A 17,893-nucleotide genomic window follows, 5' to 3' on the forward strand; every position below is an offset into this window, starting at 1 on the left:
GACGCTACCGGCTTGCAATATTGAAACGGAGCAGCGGCTGCGCCCGGGCCCCTCGCGGAAGATCGAAACCGACCCTGCGATTGCCAAAATCGATTACAACCCGGTCAAACAGCTGAAGCGCATCCATACCAAAAAGGATCGCCGGACGATCATTCAGTTTCAGCGCGTGAAAGGCATAATTGTCTGCAAAAGTGATGGGCAGATTTGTTACGTCGAAATTGCCGATTTTGATTGCTCTGATCTGGCTGAAATCACCGGGAAGCTCCTTACCGGTCACGCTTTTCAGCATCACCGGCATAAAGTCGAAACGGAGGTGGCGTTTGCGCAATCGATCCCGCAACGCCGCGTTGCCCATGCTCGCCTGCGCGCCCGTGTCGAGGATGATGTCGACCTTGACGCCATCGACTTCGGCACTTGAAAGGATCATGCGCCCGGCGCGCCGTTTTGCGCTGACCACAATCATGCCTTGCTCCAGCTTGCCCGGTCGCTTGCCGATTGCAGAGGGCAAAACCTCTAGATGCTGGGTTCGGAAATCAAGCAGGACCTTGCTGTCCTCAAGGCTGTCTATACCCAACAGCCCGTTCCCGCCCAAATTGCTGCGTTCGAGTGCCGGAGCTTCAATCCCTTCCACCTTGTGCGAACTGAGCGCCAGTTCCTCAATGTAATAGGACGGTGCTGTGGTGGGGCCCGTTATTGTCGCCAGTCGCAACTCAGGGCCCGCTTCCAATGCCAGTTTTCGGGCAAGGTCGCCGGATATTACAGTACGTTCCGCGCCCGTATCGACAATGAAATCAACGGGTTCACTGTTGTTGATGCGCACTGGAACGGTCATCCGATCGGATTTGTCGATTTCGAATTGCTGGATGATCGACAATTCGGGGGTTATTGGAACGTCGGATGTCGGTGCCGACTGTTGACCAACACCCAAGGCCAGCAAAGGCATTGCGCTCAACAGTGCAGCCGAAATAACAAGCCAATGTCGCATGGCTTTTCTCCTCGATCATAACCCTACGCCCCGCACGTGCCGCTAACAAGCGCTGAGTGGATTATTCGACGAACGGCATTCAGGGGGTCATGGCCAAACCGGCCAGGCTCTCTGCCTCGACCAGCAGCGCGTCATCGACTGAACCCTGAGCCACACTTTCGCGCCCGATCATAACCATCAACGGCACCGCCATCGGGCTGACGCGGTCGAGCTGGATGTGCAGCATGGTATCCTCCGCACGGTCGAGCAAATCGCCCAGCCGCCCGACATCGGTAAGCCGTGCGCGTGCATCGTGCCATGCGGCCTCGAGCAATAAATGCCCGGGCTCATATTTGCGCAGCACATCAAAGATCAGGTCGGTGGAGAAGGTCACCTGCTTGCCGGTCTTGCGCTTACCCGGATGCTGACGCTCGACAAGGCCGGATATGATCGCGACCTCTCGAAAGGCGCGCTTTAGGAGGTAGCTGTTCTCGACCCAGTCGACGAACTCTTCTTCCAATATGTCGGACGAGAATAAAGATGCCGGGTCGGTTACTTCCTCCAAACTCCAGATACCCAGCGCATAATCGCTGGCGACGAAACCCATCGGTTTCAGCCCGCGCATTTCCATCCGCTTGGTCACCAGCATGCCAAGCGACTGGTGCGCGTTCCAGCCTTCGAACGGGTAGACCACCAGATAATGCCGCCCTTCATGCGGGAAGGTTTCGGCGAGCAATTGCCCTGGCTCAGGGAGTGCAGAGCGATAGTCCTGCATCTCCAACCATTCGCGCACATCATCCGGGAAACGCGCCCAGCCGGCCCGGTCGGTCAGGAAGGCGCGCACGCGGCTAGCCAGATGCGTGGTCAGCGGCATCCGCGCGCCCATGTACGACGGGATCTGGGCTGCCTTCTTCGCGGCGCGCACAATCAGGTCGAGGTCGCGGATCGCCTCAACCTCCAGCGCCATGCCGGCGAAGATGAAGCTGTCGCCGGGGCGAAGCGGCGCAGCGAAATATTCCTCCACCCGCCCGAGACTGCGGCCATTTTTGAACCGCACGTCGAGCATTGGGGCGTCGACGATGATTCCGGCGTTGAAACGGTGCTGGGCTGCGAATTTTGGGTGGGATAGGCGCCAGTTAGTCCCCCTCCCGCTTGCGGGAGGGGCTAGGGGTGGGAGCGAGCGTAGCGAGCCTTGCGCCTTTACAGGCCCTCCCCCTGCCCCTCCCGCAAGCGGGAGGGGAGAAGTAGGAACCAACTTCCGAAACTTGTCATAGGCTTTCAGCGCATAACCACCGGTCGCGACAAATTCGATCACCCGGCCGAAGGTTGCGGCATCCAGCCCGCTATAGGGCATCGCCGAGCGCACCTCGTCGAGCAGCTCTGCCTCGTTGAACGGTGCCGCGCAGGCGCACGCCATGACATGTTGGGCGAGGACGTCGTAGCCGCCGGGGCGGAAGACTTCGCCATCGCGCACGCCCTCCTCGACCGCATCGAATGCAGCCTGCGCCTCCAGATATTCAAACCGGTTGCCGGGAACGAGCAACGCCTTTGACGGCACATCCATCCGGTGGTTCGAACGTCCGATCCGCTGGAGCAGGCGCGAGCTGCCCTTGGGCGCGCCCATCTGGATCACGCAATCCACGTCACCCCAATCAACGCCAAGATCGAGGCTGGCGGTACAGACGAGCGCCTTCAATTCCCCCGCCGCCATCGCGCCTTCGACCTTGCGCCGCGCCTCGACCGAGAGCGAGCCATGGTGGATGCCGATGGGATATTTGGGATCGTTCGCGTCCCACAATTTCTGGAAGATAAACTCGGTGAGGAAGCGCGTGTTGCAGAAGATCAAAGTGGTGCGGTTGCGCCCAATCTCCTCGATCAGCTGCGGCACTGCATATTGCCCGCTATGCCCCGACCAGGGCACGCGGCCTTCGGGGAGCAGGATTTGCAGATCAGGGTCGGCGGCGGGCTCGCCCTCAACCAGCCGCACCGCATCAATCTCTCCATAAGGTGCGAGCCAGGCGCGATAGGCATCGGGATCTGAAATCGTCGCCGACAGCCCCACGCGTTGCATTTGCGGAGACAGCCGTTGCAGCCGCGCGAGGCTCAGCGACAGTAGGTCGCCGCGCTTTGAATTGGCGAAGGCGTGGACCTCGTCAATAATCACGCGCTTCAACCCCGCGAATAGCAACAGGCTGTCTTCATGGCTGAGCAGCAGCGACAGCGATTCCGGCGTGGTCAGCAGGATATGCGGCGGTCGCACCCGCTGCCGCGCCTTGCGCTCCGAAGGGGTGTCGCCGGTGCGGGTTTCGATGCGGATGGGCAGCCCCATTTCCTCGACCGGCATCAGCAAGTTGCGCCGTACATCGACAGCGAGGGCTTTTAGCGGGGATATGTAGAGGGTGTGGAGTGCATTAAGCCCCTCCCCTTCAGGGGAGGGGTTGGGGTGGGGGGCAATCAGCTCCACCAAAGTCGGCAAAAAGCCCGATAGCGTCTTCCCTGCTCCCGTAGCCGCGACCAGCAAGGCATGCCGCCCCTCCGCCGCCGCATCGACCATCTCCAACTGATGCCGCCGCGGCGCCCAGCCGCGTTGGGTAAACCAGTCGGTGATGGTGGGTGGGAGGGGCGAGGCAGTCACTCCGGTTATCTGCACTCTTTGCCGGAATGTTGCCACCAATTATGAATCAGAATGGCTGTTCGGTGTCCCGGCTGAAGCGGCCTCTGAGCATGAAGATTGTCAGCGCTTCCGAGGCTCCGATAATAAGCTTTTTCCAAGGTTCGCTATCAAGGACTTGCTCAATGGACCAAGGCATTGGCTCGGGCAAAACTTCAACGACTTCATCCCAAATTTTGTGAAATCGCCGTATAGCGGACGCTTCTTGCTCGGAGAAAACTGGCTCGTCGAACCAATCGAAATCGGAAGGACGGACCGAGTCCTCCCACTGACTAACGACCTCAACAGGAACTATGCCAGGCGCTTTCGCTTCAACTAATGATCTTTCATACTCTCGTTGCTCCAAAGACGAGGACGCCAATTCGAGATAGTCGATGATGTTTTCTCGAATACGTTGCTTCAGAAGTTGTTGGGATATGTCGGTCAATGCCCCACCGTCTCCCCACGTTCCAGCCCGCTCGCGGCGAGTTGCGCATCGATCTGCACCATCAGCCGCTCCAACCCAGCCTCTGACGAAGCCTCTGCCCGCGCGACCAGCACATCCTGCGTGTTCGAAGCACGCAGCAACCACCAGCCGTCGGGCGTGTTGACCCGCGCGCCGTCGGTGGCGTTCACGTCCGCGCCCTCCGCCGAAAGCCGTGCCAGCACCTCATCGATCACCGCAAATTTGCGGCTTTCATCGACCTGGAAGCGCATTTCGGGCGTGTTGATCATTTCGGGCATCGCCGAACGCAATTCGGTGACGCTCTTGCCCAGCCGTGCCGACGCGCGCATCAAGCGGAGGCCGGCATAGATCGCATCGTCAAAACCATAATAATCATGCTTGAAGAAGATGTGGCCGCTCATCTCGCCGGCCAGCGGGGAGGAAACCTCCTTCATTTTGGATTTGATCAGGCTGTGCCCGGTTTTCCACATTAGCGGCTTGCCGCCGAGCGCTGCGATCCGGTCGTACAGCGCCTGTGACGCCTTGACGTCGGCGATAAGCGTTGCTCCCGGTACATCGGCGAGCACATCTTCGGCGAAAATCTGGAGGAGCTGGTCGCCCCAGATCACGCGGCCCCGCCCGTCTATCGCGCCGATACGGTCGCCATCGCCATCAAAAGCCAGTCCGAAATCGAGGCTTTTCTCCGCGACAAGCCGCTTCAGGTCGACGAGGTTCTTCTCCTCGGTAGGATCGGGATGATGATTTGGAAAATTGCCATCGACTTCGGTAAACAGCGTATAATGCTCGCCCGGAAGCAGCTTCACCAGCCGTTCTACCACCGGCCCGGCGGCACCATTGCCCGTATCCCAACCGATGCGGAACGATTTGTCCGGCGCAGCTTCGGCAATGCGCGCGACATAGCGGTCGATGATATCGAACGAGGAAGCACTACCCGCCCCCTCGGCCCAATCGCCCGCTGCCGCCATCGCACCGAGCTGCTGGATGTCCGCGCCGAAGAACGGACGTCCCTGGAAGACCATCTTGAAGCCATTATAATTGGCGGGGTTGTGGCTGCCGGTTATCTGGATGCCGCCATCAACATCCTCCAGAACGGCTTCGGCATAATATAGCATCGGCGTCGGCCCCATGCCCACCGAGACGGCATCGAGCCCGCTGTCGTTGATCCCCCGGATCAGCGCCTCTTCAAGCATCGGCGAACTGGTGCGGCCGTCATAACCGACCGCCACCTTCTTTCCGCCCGCGCGGCCCAGCAGCGTCGCAAAGCCGCGTCCGATGGCATAGGCATCCTCTGCCCCCAGCGTTTCGCCGATAATCCCGCGAATGTCATATTCGCGCAGCGAGGTGGGGTGAAAATTGTGCGGCATGGGAGAACTCCGGGAGATTGAAGTTGAACCGTAGTCCTGAGCCTGTCGAAGGACGCCTAACAGCCCGGCGTAAACCTTGAGGCGCCCTTCGACAGGCTCAGGGCTACGGTAATTGGGACAGCCCCTAACCTTTTTTCCTTTTCAAATCATCTAGCAAAAGGTCGCGGGCTTCGTTCAATTTACGTTTGCGGTCTTCGCCATCGTTGCGATCAGGTTCGCTCTTGGCGACCAGTTCCTTGTGCCGCGCCTTGATCTTGGCGGCATCGTCATTGGCCGATACGCCGAGCAACCAGCGCGCGGCGGCCAGTTCATATTCGCTGCTCGGTATCTGTCGCAATTTGGACAGCCGCAGCGTCATCCCGCGAAACCAGAAAACACCCACGCCAATCGCGGGCAACCCAAGCAACCATGCCCCGCGCAACGAAAGCACAGCGCCGGCTATCACCAGCGCCAGCGGCGGCAATTGCTTCAGCATCAACTTCCCCGACCAGAGCCCCCAACCGATACCGGCAGCGACAAGGAGAAGGAAAGGTATCATCAGACCAGTTGCGGCTGCGCGAATTCGGGAAGCGCGAGCGCCGAAACCAGCTCGCGCAACTCCTGCCGCGCAACAATATGCGCCGTGCCAAGATTGCCGAGATGCCCCTTGTCGACCAGTGTAAGGCCGGACGGGAACAGTTCGCGATAGATGACGCGTTCGTTGAGGCCGGGGACTACGCGGAAGCCCGCACGCTTCGAAAGTTCGGCAATCGCGTCGGTCATGCGTTGCTGGTTGCGCGCCTCCATATTGTGCAGGCGGTTGCGCAGCACCACCCAGTCGATGGTTGTGCCATCAGCGCGGGCGCGCGCCATGCGCGCCTCCCACATCAGCTCGGCATAGAAGCTCAGCTTCTTGACCTTGAAATTCTCCGCATCAACGCGGCCCATCAGATCGAAATCGATGAAGCTATCGTTAATTGGCGTCACCAGCGTGTTGGCCCGGGTGGCTACAAAACGCGCATAGGGATCATCGCGCCCCGGCGTATCGAAAATCAGGAAATCGCTCTCGGCTTCCAGCTTTGCAATCTGCTCCTCAAGGCGCGCTTGCGATTCTTGTTCGAACACATCGAAAGCAGGAAGCGGCAGGTTGATATCGCGTCGCGCCATCGTGTCTCGGCGGTTTTCGAGATAGCGGTACAGCGTACGTTGGCGCGAATCGAGATCGAGGCAAGCTACGCGGGCCCCACGCGAAGCAAGGCCAATGGCAACATGGATAGCGGTGGTCGACTTCCCCGTTCCGCCTTTTTCATTTGCAAATACAATATGATGTGCCTTGGCCATGTGCCGGCTTTACCCCTGATTCTGAAATTCGTCTTGCACAGTGCTGCGCGCGGCGCTGTATGCGATGACCTGCCATAACCAAGGCCCAAATGACGTGCAAACCATCAATAGGTTAACCGAGCTTCGTGCCGCCACCCGAGCGATAAAAGCTGAGGATAAGTCTCTGGCGCTTGTCCCCACCATGGGCGCACTCCATGCCGGGCACCTTCAGCTGGTCGAGGAAGCGAAGCGGCGCGCCGATGCCGTGGCCGTATCGATCTTTGTGAACCCGACCCAATTCGGCCCCAATGAAGATCTCGACGCCTATCCGCGCATGTTGGAGGAAGATTCGGCCAAATTGCGCGCTGCCGGTGTTGACCTGCTCTGGGCCCCCCCGGTCAGCGAAGTCTATCCAGAAGGTTTTGCCACAAAGATTCACGTCGCCGGGCCGAGCAGCGGCTATTGCGGCGGCGCGCGACCGGGCCATTTTGATGGCGTCGCGCTGGTGGTGACCAAATTGTTCAATCAGGTCGAACCCGATATCGCCTGTTTTGGCGAAAAGGATTTTCAGCAGCTAGCCGTTATCCGCCAATTTGTGCGTGACCTCGACATCAACGTCGAAATTGTCGGCGTCCCCATCGTGCGCGATGCGGATGGTCTAGCGCTATCGTCACGCAACGCCTATCTCTCCGCCGAAGACCGCCAGGCCGCACTTGCCTTGCCACATGCGTTGCAGAAAGCGCGCGAAGCTATCCTTTCGGGTGGCGACGTAGCGTTGATTCTCTCCGATGCGCAGAAAGCCATATTGGCCGCCGGTTTCGCCAATGTGGACTATTTTGCCTTGGCTGATGCGCAAACGCTTGCACCCGTATCGGCGCTCACCGGCAGGCCGTTACGCTTGCTGGCAGCAGCTAAGATTGGGAAGACACGGCTGATCGACAATCTCGCGGTGGAATAGCATTTCCCCATAGCGGATTAAAAAAGTTCGATTTGCGTTAACCATTTATTAGCCACGTTCGGGCGAACACTCCCTCAACAACAGAGGGAAAAATCGTCATGGCCAATAGTTTGAAAAGCGCCACGTTTTTAATGGAGAGCCGGATTGCGGACGCGGCACGGGGCAGTGCTGGTGCGTTGTTCGATCTGGGGGTAGCCTACTCAACCGGGAGCGGCGGCATCGATGTCGATCTGGTCGAGGCACATAAATGGTTCAATCTCGCTGCACTCAATGGAAACGAAGAAGCCGTCTATTGCCGTGCCGAAATCTCCGACGAGATGACCGCGCGTGAAATTGCCGAAGCGCAGAAACTCGCCCGCGCCTGGCTCAACGAAAATATGCGTCGCGCCGCATAATTCCGAAGAAGCTGGCTTGCCAGCCGAAGCCCGTATACTGGTGGAGCCGAGGGGAATCGAACCCCTGACCTCGTCATTGCGAACGACGCGCTCTACCAACTGAGCTACGGCCCCGTTCCAGCATCGCGAATATAGGAAGCAGCCGCAGCGCTTGCCAAGGCATTTATTGATTTTGCAGTGCTTGCCAGGCGGCAAAAGACTGCGCCAGACGTTCGGCGGCAATATCGCGCCCGGCACCCCGATCAAGCCCGAGCGATGCCGACAGCGGACCTCCCATTAACGAATCCCCCAGCGCCAGCAGCACCAGCTCCATCGTCAGCTTGTGCAGATTGCCGTCTTCATGGCCGCCCTCGCCCACTTCATCGACCAGCCGGTGGATCGCCTCTACCACTGGATTGAGCGCGTCTTCATTCCCGCTAAGCAGCATCCATGCCGCAAGCGCCCCGGCTCCTGCCTTGTCAAAATGGTCAAATATCATGTCAACCAGATCGCGTGGGCCAATATCGCCGCCGCGGAAGCGGTGAATCTGCTCGCCAATGTCGATGCAGATCGACTCGGCATGATAAGCCGCCAATTCACGCTGCAAACCAGATGCCGAGCCAAAATGGTGAAGCAAATTGGCATGAGTACGACCGATCCGTCCGGCAACCGCCTTCAGGGTAACCGCCTGCGGACCAGCCTCCATCAATATGTCACGCGCAGCCTCCAGCGCCGCAAGGCGGCTGGCCTCAGGTGACAGGCGTTTGCGCGCGACCGCTTCACCCTTGATCGGGAATTTCACTATTGACATTGATGTTAGTTACCCTAAAAGCCCTGCACTGTAAAGTCTTCCCCAACTGCAAAGGGACAACTCGTGAACGCTCCTGTCAAGATCGACACCGAATTAGCTGTGCAAAAAGCGGTTCCGACACCTGCTGACCTGACCATTACCCCCCGCGATCGCCGCTTCGGGCGCAGCGATGGACATGTGCAGGGTCGCTGGTGGAACAATGGCAATCCCTTTGCCACTGCCTTTTTCAACGCCCTCTCCACAACTTTCCCTAAAGGCGAAGCTTTCTTCATCGAAAGCGTAAAGGCCTTCCGCGACGGCGCATCGCCCAAGCTGGCCGAGGAAATCCGCGCCTTTACGATGCAGGAAGTCATGCACACGCGCGAGCATGTCGCGTTCAATCGCCGCGTCGTCGATTCGGGCTATGATGTGACCTTCCTCGACCAACAGGTCGATCATGTGCTGGATCTGATCAAGACACGCCCGGCCATCGTAAATCTGGCGGCAACCATGGCGCTGGAGCATTTCACTGCGATCCTCGCCCGCGAATTGCTTGAAAACCCAAAGCATCTGGTTGGAGCCGATCCGGAGGCCGCGGCCCTTTGGCGCTGGCATGCGGTGGAGGAAATCGAGCATAAGGCGGTCGCCTATGACACCTGGCTGCATGCGACCAAGGGCTGGAGCCGCTATCGCCGCTGGAAACTGAAATCGATGATGATGCTGGTCATCACCACCCGTTTCATCCCCGAGCGCATCAAGGGCATGCTCAACCTGCTGGAGCAGGATGGCATCACCGGCTGGAAGGCGAAGCGTGGCATTTTGTGGTACGCCTTTGGCAACCCGGGCATGTTCCGCAAGATTTTGGGGGCATGGGCGGCCTATTTCCTGCCCGGATTCCACCCGTGGAATAGCGATGAAAAGCACCTTATCGCACGCTACGAGGCCGAAAATCCCGTCGCAGCGTGATTTGGCGTTAACGCCGCAACACGTTGAGCAAACTGTAAAATCGCTAATCCTTCCGCGGGATTAACCTTTCCCGTTAAGCGGGGTTTATCCCGACGCGCCTATTCTGGGTTGCATGGATCAGACCAACAGTTTGAGTGTAATTGCGGCCTCACCGGGAGAGCAAACGGGCACACAGCGTATGCATGTGCGCCAGTTCCGCGCGAAACCGGCACAGCAAGCTGCACGGCACTGGGTGCGCGGTGACATGTTTGCGACCGCCTTCCTCAACGCCCTGTCCGTCGTTTTTCCGCGCGGCGAAGCCTTCATGATTGAAGCTTTACGCCCCTGGAAAGACCGCGCCGATTGCCAACTGGCACAGGACATCGCAACCTTCATTACACAGGAAGCCGCACACAGCCGCGAACATGTCGGCTTCAACAAGGCGATTATCGACGCAGGCTATGACATCGAGGCGCTTGATCGCGCGATCAAGCAGTTTGTGTCCTTCTTCTCAGGTTGCGGTGAAGTCACCAAATTGGGCGCAACAATGTGCATCGAGCATCTGACGGCGATCGTGGCTGCCGAAATCCTCAAGAATCGCGAGCATCTGGAAGGAACCGATCTCGAACTCCGCAAGCTGTGGCTCTGGCATGCGGTCGAAGAGGTCGAACATAAGGCTGTCGCCTTCGACGTCTGGATGTTCGCGACCCGCGAGTGGAGCGGCGCGCGGCGCTGGTTGACCCGCAGCGCTCTGCTGCTCGCGGTGTCGCTGAGCTTTTTCATCAACCGCACGCGCGGGCAGGTCGAACTGTTGCAGCAGGATGGCTTGTCGAAACCCACGGCTTGGTGGAAATGTATCCGCCATGGGTTTGCCAAGGGCGCGATCGGGCGGAATGTCATGGGGCCTTGGGCCGAATTTTTGCGCCCCGGTTTCCATCCGCACCAGATTGATGACAGCGAGCTTTTGATTCGTGGAGAGAATATGCTCGCGGCCATCAAACTGGTGACCGAAGGGTCGGCAGGCGATGCTGTGCGAACCACCCCAACCCTTTCCGAAAAACTTGCAGTCAACGCCTAGGCGGCACGCAATGCTTCACCCATAGTGGGTCGAATTCGCCACATCGACGCGGTATCGGAAATGTCACCGTCACCGCCCGACAGATCCTGCTCGTACAACACCGTAGTTGCGGCATAGCCCCGCCCCGCGCTGAAGCGTTCCTCACGCTTTCCGGTCTGGCGGAACCCCAGCTTGCGCAAAACGGTACCTGATGTGGGATTGTCTATGAAGTGCGAAGCCACCAGCTTTTTGTGGCCGACTGTCTTCGCAATATCGACCACGGCTCGACCTGCCTCGCTGGCAAAGCCGCGGCCCCAATAGCTGCGCGCAATCCAATAACCCATCTCGGTGGCATCATCGCGTTCGCTGAGGCCGCAAGCCCCGACGATGACTGGCGCGCCCTCGGTGCGCAGATACAGGATGAATGTCGGGAACAATTCGGCCTGTTCACCGCCAACAAAGCGCAGCGCATCCTCGAACGAATAGGGCCAAGGTGCTTTCGCAAGATTGCGGACGATGCCTTCATCGGCGATTGCACGATAGAGCGGACCCGCATCTTCGGGCCAACTGGGTCTTAACAACAGTCTTTCGGTTCTCGCGAACATGGGTCTCTCTCCTGACCGGACGGCTGCCCCTTGAAACTCTTTAGTGACAGCCTTGTGAAATTTTCCACGCCTGATGGGGTGGGGTGCAGGGAGAATGGGACAAAAAGAAAGGGAGCCGGATGACCCGTCTCCCTTGCGCGATGGGAGGTGTTGCCACGCTCCCCGGGTCGTCCAGACGGACAACCCGTTTTGGTTGTCCTATGTTATTCGGCTGCCATCGCCATAGTGTCCACCGACACATATTTGCGGCCGAGTTTGCCGGCGTGGAATCGGACGCGACCTTCGACGAGTGCGAAGAGGGTGTGGTCCTTGCCCATGCCAACGCCAGCGCCCGGGTACACTTTGGTCCCGCGCTGACGCACGATAATGTTGCCGCCGATCACTTCCTGACCGCCGAACTTCTTCACGCCAAGGCGACGACCGGCTGAGTCGCGACCGTTACGGCTGGAACCACCTGCTTTTTTATGTGCCATGGTCTAAACTCCTGAATTCTTATTCGGCTGTTTTGGCTGCGGCCTTTTTCGGCGCGGCCTTTTTGGCGGGTGCGGCATCTGCCGCAGCTTCGACTTTTTCAGCCTTGGGGGCAGCAGCCTTTTTCGGCGCGGCGCCACCAACGGCAGTGATGCGAAGCAGCGTCAGCGACTGGCGATGGCCCTGCTTACGGCGATAGTTGTGCCGACGGCGCTTCTTGAAAACGATGACCTTTTCGCCACGCTCCTGCGCAATGATCTCGGCCGAAACGACCAGACCCTTGGCGTCCTTGACTTCGCCACCGTCGCCCGCGAGCAACACATCGTCCAGCGACACGGTGTCACCAGCGTTTCCGGGCAGCTTTTCAACTGCGATCTTGTCTCCGGCGGCGACGCGATACTGCTTGCCGCCTGTGCGCACGATAGCGAACATGGCTCTATCTCAATCTCTTTATATCTGCTTTTCACCCAGTTTAACGGGCATTTCCAACGCGCAACAACAAGACGCGAGTCCCGAAGGCCCGCATTGGAAGGCGCGCAGCTAGTGTATTGAGTCGGCTTTGTCAACGGCCTTTGCCGCAAATATCGGCGGTTTCCGGGCGATGGGTTGCGCAAGCTTGCCTGCGCGCTGCAGGCCGCCTAAACCCTCAGGATGTTCCGCGTCAACAATCCCGCTTATTCGCTGCCCGTCATTGCCGTTTTGCTGCTGGCAGGCTGTTCGCTGCCCGAAGGAGAATTTCCATCGTTGGCGAAGCGGTCCTATGAAACCAGCGAACCGGTCGGCGAACCATCGGCGGAACCGGAACAGTTGACGACCAGTATTCCTGCGGATGTTGACGCATCAGTTAATCTCTTGCTTGCAAGGCATCAAAAAGCGGAATCAGCATTCCGCTCCGCTTTGGGAGGCGTGCGGAAAGCCGCACAGTCGGCAGCTGGATCGGCAATCGGATCAGAAAGCTGGGCATCGGCAGAGGTTGAACTTTCCAGACTGGACGTAGCGCGCGGAGATTCGGTCGCTGCACTGGCCGAAATGGATAAGTTGATCGCCGACCAGCGGGAGCGGGGGGCCGATTCGGGCTTGCTCGGCCTGCTCGCGGAGCCACAATCCCGCCTTGCAGCGGACGTAGCTGCACAAACCGCGGAAATCGAGGCTTTGGCCCGCCTGATAGGCTAAACAGCCTGCATAGCTATGTCGCTTGACGATGACGCTGCACCGCAGCAATTCTGCAGCGATGAACCGCACCGCGCCGCAACCTATCCAGCAAAACCCGGACATCCGCTTTCTCGGCAAGATGCTGGGCGATGTCATTCGCGCTTATGGTGGTGAAAAGCTATTCCGGCAGACCGAATATATCCGTGCAGCAAGCGTGGACCGGCACCGCGGCGTCGAAGGCGCGGTCGATACCGGACTGGAAGCATTGAACCTTGATGACACCATCGCCTTTGTCCGCGGCTTCATGCTTTTTTCGTTGCTCGCCAATCTGGCCGAGGATCGCCAGTCCAACTTGCAGGAGGGCGGGTCAACGCTGGCAGAGGCTGTCGAGCGGCTGCGGGCCGAGGGCATCAGCGCTGAACAGGTCGGAGAACTGTTAGGTCAGAGCCTAATTGTTCCCGTGCTCACCGCGCACCCGACCGAGGTGCGGCGCAAGAGCATGATCGATCACAAGAACCGGATCGCCGCGCTGATGCGCCTGCGCGACAACGGGCAGGATGTGACCGAATCGGGCGACCGGATCGACGAAGCCATTTACCGCCAGATTGCGCTCCTGTGGCAGACGCGCCCGTTGCGCCGCGAAAAACTGGTCGTCGCCGACGAGATTGAAAATGCCCGCGCCTATATGGAAGATGTCTTCCTCGTCGCGCTGCCCAAGCTTTATGCGCGCTGGGAGCGCGATCTGGGAACCCGTCCACCTTCCTTTTTGCGCCTCGGTAGCTGGATCGGGGGAGACCGCGATGGAAACCCGTTCGTCAACGCCCAGACGCTCGACACCGCGTTGTCGCGTGGGGCCGCAACCGTTTTGGGCCATTATCTCGAATGCGTCCACCATCTGGGGGCTGAAATCTCGATCTCATCGGAATTGGCGCATGTCCCGCAAGCCGTACTCGATCTGGCAGAGAAGAGCGGCGATCTGGCCTCCAGTCGCGCGGACGAACCCTATCGCCGCGCCCTGTCTGGCGTCTACGCGCGGCTGGCGGCAACCTACACCCGGATAGTCGGTGAAACGCCGCCACGGCCTTCGCGGCTGGAAGGCGAGCCCTATTCGTCCCCGGACAGCTTCCGCCGTGACCTTGTCGCCATTGCTTCAGCGCTGGCCTCCGAAGGAAAAGGCGCGCTTTCCAGTGGCGGCGCATTGGGACGGCTGATCCGTTCCGTCGAAACATTCGGGTTCCACCTCGCTACGCTGGATCTGCGCCAGAACAGTGATGTGCATGAACGGGTGGTGGCCGAACTGCTGCGCGAAGCAGGGGTTGAGCCAGCCTATCTTCAACTTGACGAAGACGCGCGTGTCGCCCTGCTAACACAGGAGCTGGCACATAATCGCCCGCTTGGCGGAGCCGCGACAGCGCTGGGCGAGGAGGCCAATAGCGAACTCGCCATTCTCCACGCGGCGGCGCATGCGCACGAGATTTTCGGGCAAGCTGCCATCACCACCTATATTATCAGCAAGACAACCAGCCTGTCCGACATGCTTGAAGTCTATGTGTTGCTGAAAGAGGCAGGCCTCTATCGGATCGACGCAAACGACGCGGCCGACGCACCGATCATGGTCGTGCCGCTGTTCGAAACCATCGGCGACCTTGAGGCTGCTCCCGCCATCATGACGGCTTTTTTCGAACTACCCGCAATGAAATCGCTGGCGAATGCGCGCGGGCATCAGGAAGTGATGATCGGCTATTCGGATTCGAACAAGGATGGCGGCTATCTCACATCGACCTGGGGGCTAAATCAGGCCTCACTGGCGCTCGCCCCCGTATTTGAGGCGGCGGGCGTAACCATGCAGCTTTTCCATGGCCGCGGCGGGGCGGTCGGGCGTGGAGGCGGTTCGGCTTTTGGTGCAATCCAGGCGCAGCCGCACGGCACCGTCAACGGCCGTATCCGCATCACCGAGCAGGGCGAAGTCATCGCCGCCAAATATGGCACGGTAGATAATGCGGTAGCCAATCTGGAAACCATCGCGTCGGCCACATTGCTCGCATCGCTAGAGCCCGATCCGGTGCCGCGCGCAGAAGCGGACCGATTCTCAGCGGCAATGGACCAATTGTCGGCCAGCGCCTTCGCCGCCTATCGCGGGCTGGTATATGAGACGGACGGTTTCACCACTTTCTTCCGGCAGATGACACCCATCTCCGAAATCGCGACACTGAAGATCGGATCGCGTCCTTCGAGCCGGACCAAGAGCGACCGGATCGAAGATTTGCGCGCCATTCCCTGGGTGTTCAGTTGGGCGCAGGCCCGCGTGATGCTACCGGGTTGGTATGGCGCCGGACAAGCGCTGGCTGATTTCGAAGATAAAGGGCTGCTACGCGCGATGGCGCAGAGCTGGCCCTTCTTCCAAACCATCCTCGCCAATATGGAAATGGTGCTCGCCAAATCCGACATGGAAATTGCCGCGCACTATGCCACGCTGGTTGAGGACAAAGCGCGTTCCGAACGGCTATTTGGCGAAATACGTTCGGGCTGGAATTCGGCGCATGACAGCCTGCTCGACGCCACCGCGCAATCTGCACTGCTCGAAGCCAGCCCGTCGCTCAACAACTCGATCCGGCTGCGCATGCCCTATATCGAGCCACTCAATCACCTTCAGATCGAACTGATGAAGCGGCACCGTTCCGGCGAAGAAGACCCCCGCATTGCAGAGGGCATTCAGCTGACGATCAACGCAGTGGCGACAGCGCTCCGAAACAGCGGCTAAGGTCCGACTTCGATAAACGCGCATCGCTATTCGACTAGCGGAGAAATTGCGTATTCTTATCCTGCCTGTGGCTGTTAAAGCTCCCACAATCAAATTTCCGGAGCTTTGTCATGCGCGTCACAAGAACAGCCCTTTCCGCTATAGCTATTGCCGTTGCCACCTTGGGTATCAGCACAGCTGTTTATGCCCAAACCACCGCTTCACCCACAGCCGAAGTTGACCAGAATGCAGCCATCATGGCGTTCTTTGACGAAGTCGATGCGGAGCAACTGGCCCGCTCCCCTCTCAGCAAATCCTATCGCGGCATCAAGGACAGCGATTATGGCAAGTGGGACGACGGCTCCGAAGCGGCCGAAGCGCGCGCTATGGAGGCAGAGAGATCTGCGCTGAAAGAAATGCGGGCCCGTTTTGATCCGGCCAAGCTATCACCCGAAAATCAGCTGTCCTATCGTCTGTTCGAAAAGCGCGCCGCCCGCAGCGAAGCAGCGTATAAATATAATGATTACGGCTATATCTTTGACCAGATGAACGGCGCGCAGAGCCAGATTCCTGCATTCCTGATCAACATACACCGCATCGACAGCAAATCGGATGCACGCGCCTATATCAACCGCCTCTATGGCATCGGCCCCGTCGTGAACGAAGCCATCAGCCAGGCAAAGTCGCGCGCAGCCAAGGGCATCATGCCGCCCAAATGGGTCTATCCCTATGTTATCAGCGACGCCCGCAATGTGATCACTGGCGCCCCCTTTGGCGACGGCGCCGACGCGCCGCTATTTGCGGATTTCAAGAGCAAGGTTGCCAAGCTGGCGATCAGCCAGACCGAAAAGGACCTGCTGATCGCCGACGCTGCGCAAGCGCTGACCACGTCAGTGAAGCCCGCTTATGAAGCACTGATCGCCGAAATGACCGCGCAGGAGAAAGTCGCCGGTACCGATGATGGCATCTGGCGGTTCAAGGATGGCGCTGGCTATTACGCGCAGCTACTCGGCAACTACACCACTACCGACATGACGGCGGACCAGATCCACAATCTGGGCCTCGCGCAGGTCGCGCGCATCCATAAGGAGATGCAGGTGGTGCAGAAGAAGATGGGCGTGAAGGGCGACCTCAAGACCTTTTTCAACTATATGCGCACCGAACCCAAATTCTACGCACCCGATGGCGAAGAGGGCCGTGCGCTGTATCTGGCAGAGACGCAAAAGGCTTATGATGCGATCAAGCCACTGTTGCCCAAATGGTTCGGTGTGCTGCCGCAAGCGCCTTTGGTCGTGAAACCAGTCGAGGCGTTCCGCGAGAAATCGGCTGGGAAGGCGTTTTACCAGCGTCCCGCACCCGATGGCTCACGCCCCGGCACCTATTATGCCAATCTCTACAAAATGTCGGACATGCCGCTGACCGAGGTTGAGGCGCTGTTCTACCATGAAGGTGTTCCCGGCCACCATTTGCAACTCGCAATCCAGACCGAGCTCAAAGACGTTCCGGCATTCCGGAAATTTGGCGGCGTGACCGCCTATAGCGAAGGCTGGGGGCTTTATTCGGAGAAACTCGCCAAGGATATGGGGCTCTACACCGATCCGGCGCGCGATTTCGGCAGGCTGCAGCTCGAACTGCATCGGGCAATCCGCCTCGTCGTCGATTCAGGTATCCACCACAAGCGTTGGACGCGCGAACAGGCGATCAAATATGTCGAAGAAAACTCGGCTGACGCCCCGGGCGGGATTGTGAAAGCGATCGAGCGCTACATCATCTATCCGGGGCAGGCGACCGCTTATATGGTCGGCCGCCTGAAGATCAGCGAACTGCGCGACAAGGCGCAAAAGGCGCTGGGCAAGAAGTTCGATGTGCGCGGGTTCCACGATACCGTGCTCAAGTCAGGCCCGGTGCCGCTTGATGTCCTTGAAGAACAGGTCGACGCCTGGATCGCTTCGCAGAAATAGATGTTAACGGGTTAAAACATTACCGCAGCCCTGAGCTTGTCGAAGGGCGTTTCTCAGCCCTTGCGCAAACCTCTAGGCGCCCTTCGACAGGCTCAGG

Annotated in this window: 17 protein-coding genes and 1 tRNA gene; 7 read left to right on the forward strand and 11 right to left on the reverse strand. The window is 59.1% G+C overall.

Going from position 1 to position 17,893, the window contains the following annotated elements; all coding sequences use genetic code 11:
• Positions 1–4 precede the first annotated feature (4 nt).
• From PKC81_RS05490 to PKC81_RS05515, 6 genes are all read right to left on the reverse strand, one after another.
• Positions 5–985 (reverse strand): retroviral-like aspartic protease family protein, encoded by a 981-nt coding sequence (locus tag PKC81_RS05490; protein WP_324333907.1) that lies wholly within the window; start codon positions 983–985, stop codon positions 5–7.
• Positions 986–1,064: 79 nt separating this feature from the next.
• Positions 1,065–3,599, reverse strand: coding sequence for a ligase-associated DNA damage response DEXH box helicase (locus tag PKC81_RS05495; protein ID WP_324333909.1), 2,535 nt, complete (start codon positions 3,597–3,599; stop codon positions 1,065–1,067).
• A gap of 46 nt (positions 3,600–3,645) precedes the next feature.
• Positions 3,646–4,062, reverse strand: coding sequence for a hypothetical protein (locus PKC81_RS05500; RefSeq protein WP_324333911.1), 417 nt, complete (start codon positions 4,060–4,062; stop codon positions 3,646–3,648).
• Positions 4,059–5,444 carry a phosphoglucomutase/phosphomannomutase PgmG gene (locus PKC81_RS05505; protein ID WP_324333913.1) on the reverse strand — a complete coding sequence of 462 codons (1,386 nt, stop codon included), beginning with the start codon at positions 5,442–5,444 and terminating at the stop codon, positions 4,059–4,061. The genes PKC81_RS05500 and PKC81_RS05505 overlap by 4 nt, the downstream gene beginning before the upstream one ends.
• A gap of 124 nt (positions 5,445–5,568) precedes the next feature.
• Positions 5,569–5,982 carry a hypothetical protein gene (locus PKC81_RS05510; RefSeq protein WP_324333915.1) on the reverse strand — a complete coding sequence of 138 codons (414 nt, stop codon included), beginning with the start codon at positions 5,980–5,982 and terminating at the stop codon, positions 5,569–5,571.
• Entirely contained in the window at positions 5,982–6,764 is a 783-nt protein-coding gene (locus PKC81_RS05515) for a division plane positioning ATPase MipZ (protein ID WP_324333917.1), read from the reverse strand. Before PKC81_RS05515 ends, PKC81_RS05510 begins: the two co-directional genes overlap by 1 nt.
• Before the next feature lie 94 nt (positions 6,765–6,858).
• On the opposite strand from PKC81_RS05515, the gene panC reads away from it, so the two are divergent.
• Positions 6,859–7,701 carry a pantoate--beta-alanine ligase gene (gene panC / locus PKC81_RS05520; protein ID WP_324333919.1) on the forward strand — a complete coding sequence of 281 codons (843 nt, stop codon included), beginning with the start codon at positions 6,859–6,861 and terminating at the stop codon, positions 7,699–7,701.
• A gap of 98 nt (positions 7,702–7,799) precedes the next feature.
• Entirely contained in the window at positions 7,800–8,096 is a 297-nt protein-coding gene (locus PKC81_RS05525; RefSeq protein ID WP_324333921.1) for a hypothetical protein, read from the forward strand.
• 38 nt (positions 8,097–8,134) lie between these two features.
• Here the strand turns inward: PKC81_RS05525 and PKC81_RS05530 are convergent.
• Positions 8,135–8,210, reverse strand: a tRNA-Ala gene (locus tag PKC81_RS05530).
• A gap of 49 nt (positions 8,211–8,259) precedes the next feature.
• The gene (locus tag PKC81_RS05535; protein WP_298603488.1) at positions 8,260–8,886 is read right to left on the reverse strand and encodes a TetR family transcriptional regulator; all 627 of its coding nucleotides are present in this window, start codon (positions 8,884–8,886) and stop codon (positions 8,260–8,262) included.
• Positions 8,887–8,949: 63 nt separating this feature from the next.
• On the opposite strand from PKC81_RS05535, the gene PKC81_RS05540 reads away from it, so the two are divergent.
• The gene (locus tag PKC81_RS05540) at positions 8,950–9,831 is read left to right on the forward strand and encodes a metal-dependent hydrolase (protein WP_324333924.1); all 882 of its coding nucleotides are present in this window, start codon (positions 8,950–8,952) and stop codon (positions 9,829–9,831) included.
• 112 nt (positions 9,832–9,943) lie between these two features.
• The gene (locus PKC81_RS05545) at positions 9,944–10,888 is read left to right on the forward strand and encodes a metal-dependent hydrolase (protein WP_324333925.1); all 945 of its coding nucleotides are present in this window, start codon (positions 9,944–9,946) and stop codon (positions 10,886–10,888) included.
• Here PKC81_RS05545 and PKC81_RS05550 read toward each other — a convergent pair.
• The 3 genes from PKC81_RS05550 to rplU all read right to left on the reverse strand — a co-directional run bounded on the left by PKC81_RS05550 (position 10,885) and on the right by rplU (position 12,375).
• The gene (locus PKC81_RS05550; RefSeq protein WP_324333927.1) at positions 10,885–11,472 is read right to left on the reverse strand and encodes a GNAT family N-acetyltransferase; all 588 of its coding nucleotides are present in this window, start codon (positions 11,470–11,472) and stop codon (positions 10,885–10,887) included. The genes PKC81_RS05545 and PKC81_RS05550 overlap by 4 nt on opposite strands.
• A gap of 203 nt (positions 11,473–11,675) precedes the next feature.
• Positions 11,676–11,945 carry a 50S ribosomal protein L27 gene (gene rpmA, locus PKC81_RS05555; RefSeq protein ID WP_115547506.1) on the reverse strand — a complete coding sequence of 90 codons (270 nt, stop codon included), beginning with the start codon at positions 11,943–11,945 and terminating at the stop codon, positions 11,676–11,678.
• A gap of 19 nt (positions 11,946–11,964) precedes the next feature.
• Positions 11,965–12,375 (reverse strand): 50S ribosomal protein L21, encoded by a 411-nt coding sequence (gene rplU, locus PKC81_RS05560; RefSeq protein WP_324333930.1) that lies wholly within the window; start codon positions 12,373–12,375, stop codon positions 11,965–11,967.
• A gap of 219 nt (positions 12,376–12,594) precedes the next feature.
• Between rplU and PKC81_RS05565 the strand changes: the two genes are divergently transcribed.
• The 3 genes from PKC81_RS05565 (at position 12,595) to PKC81_RS05575 (ending at position 17,796) form a co-directional block, all read left to right on the forward strand.
• Positions 12,595–13,116 carry a hypothetical protein gene (locus tag PKC81_RS05565; protein WP_324333932.1) on the forward strand — a complete coding sequence of 174 codons (522 nt, stop codon included), beginning with the start codon at positions 12,595–12,597 and terminating at the stop codon, positions 13,114–13,116.
• Positions 13,117–13,174: 58 nt separating this feature from the next.
• Positions 13,175–15,856, forward strand: a complete 2,682-nt coding sequence (ppc, locus tag PKC81_RS05570) for a phosphoenolpyruvate carboxylase (protein WP_324333934.1) — start codon at positions 13,175–13,177, stop codon at positions 15,854–15,856.
• A 110-nt stretch (positions 15,857–15,966) separates the two neighbouring features.
• The gene (locus PKC81_RS05575; RefSeq protein ID WP_324333936.1) at positions 15,967–17,796 is read left to right on the forward strand and encodes a DUF885 domain-containing protein; all 1,830 of its coding nucleotides are present in this window, start codon (positions 15,967–15,969) and stop codon (positions 17,794–17,796) included.
• Positions 17,797–17,893 lie beyond the last annotated feature (97 nt).

The organism is Sphingorhabdus sp., from assembly GCF_035329025.1.
GTDB lineage: Bacteria > Pseudomonadota > Alphaproteobacteria > Sphingomonadales > Sphingomonadaceae > Sphingorhabdus_B.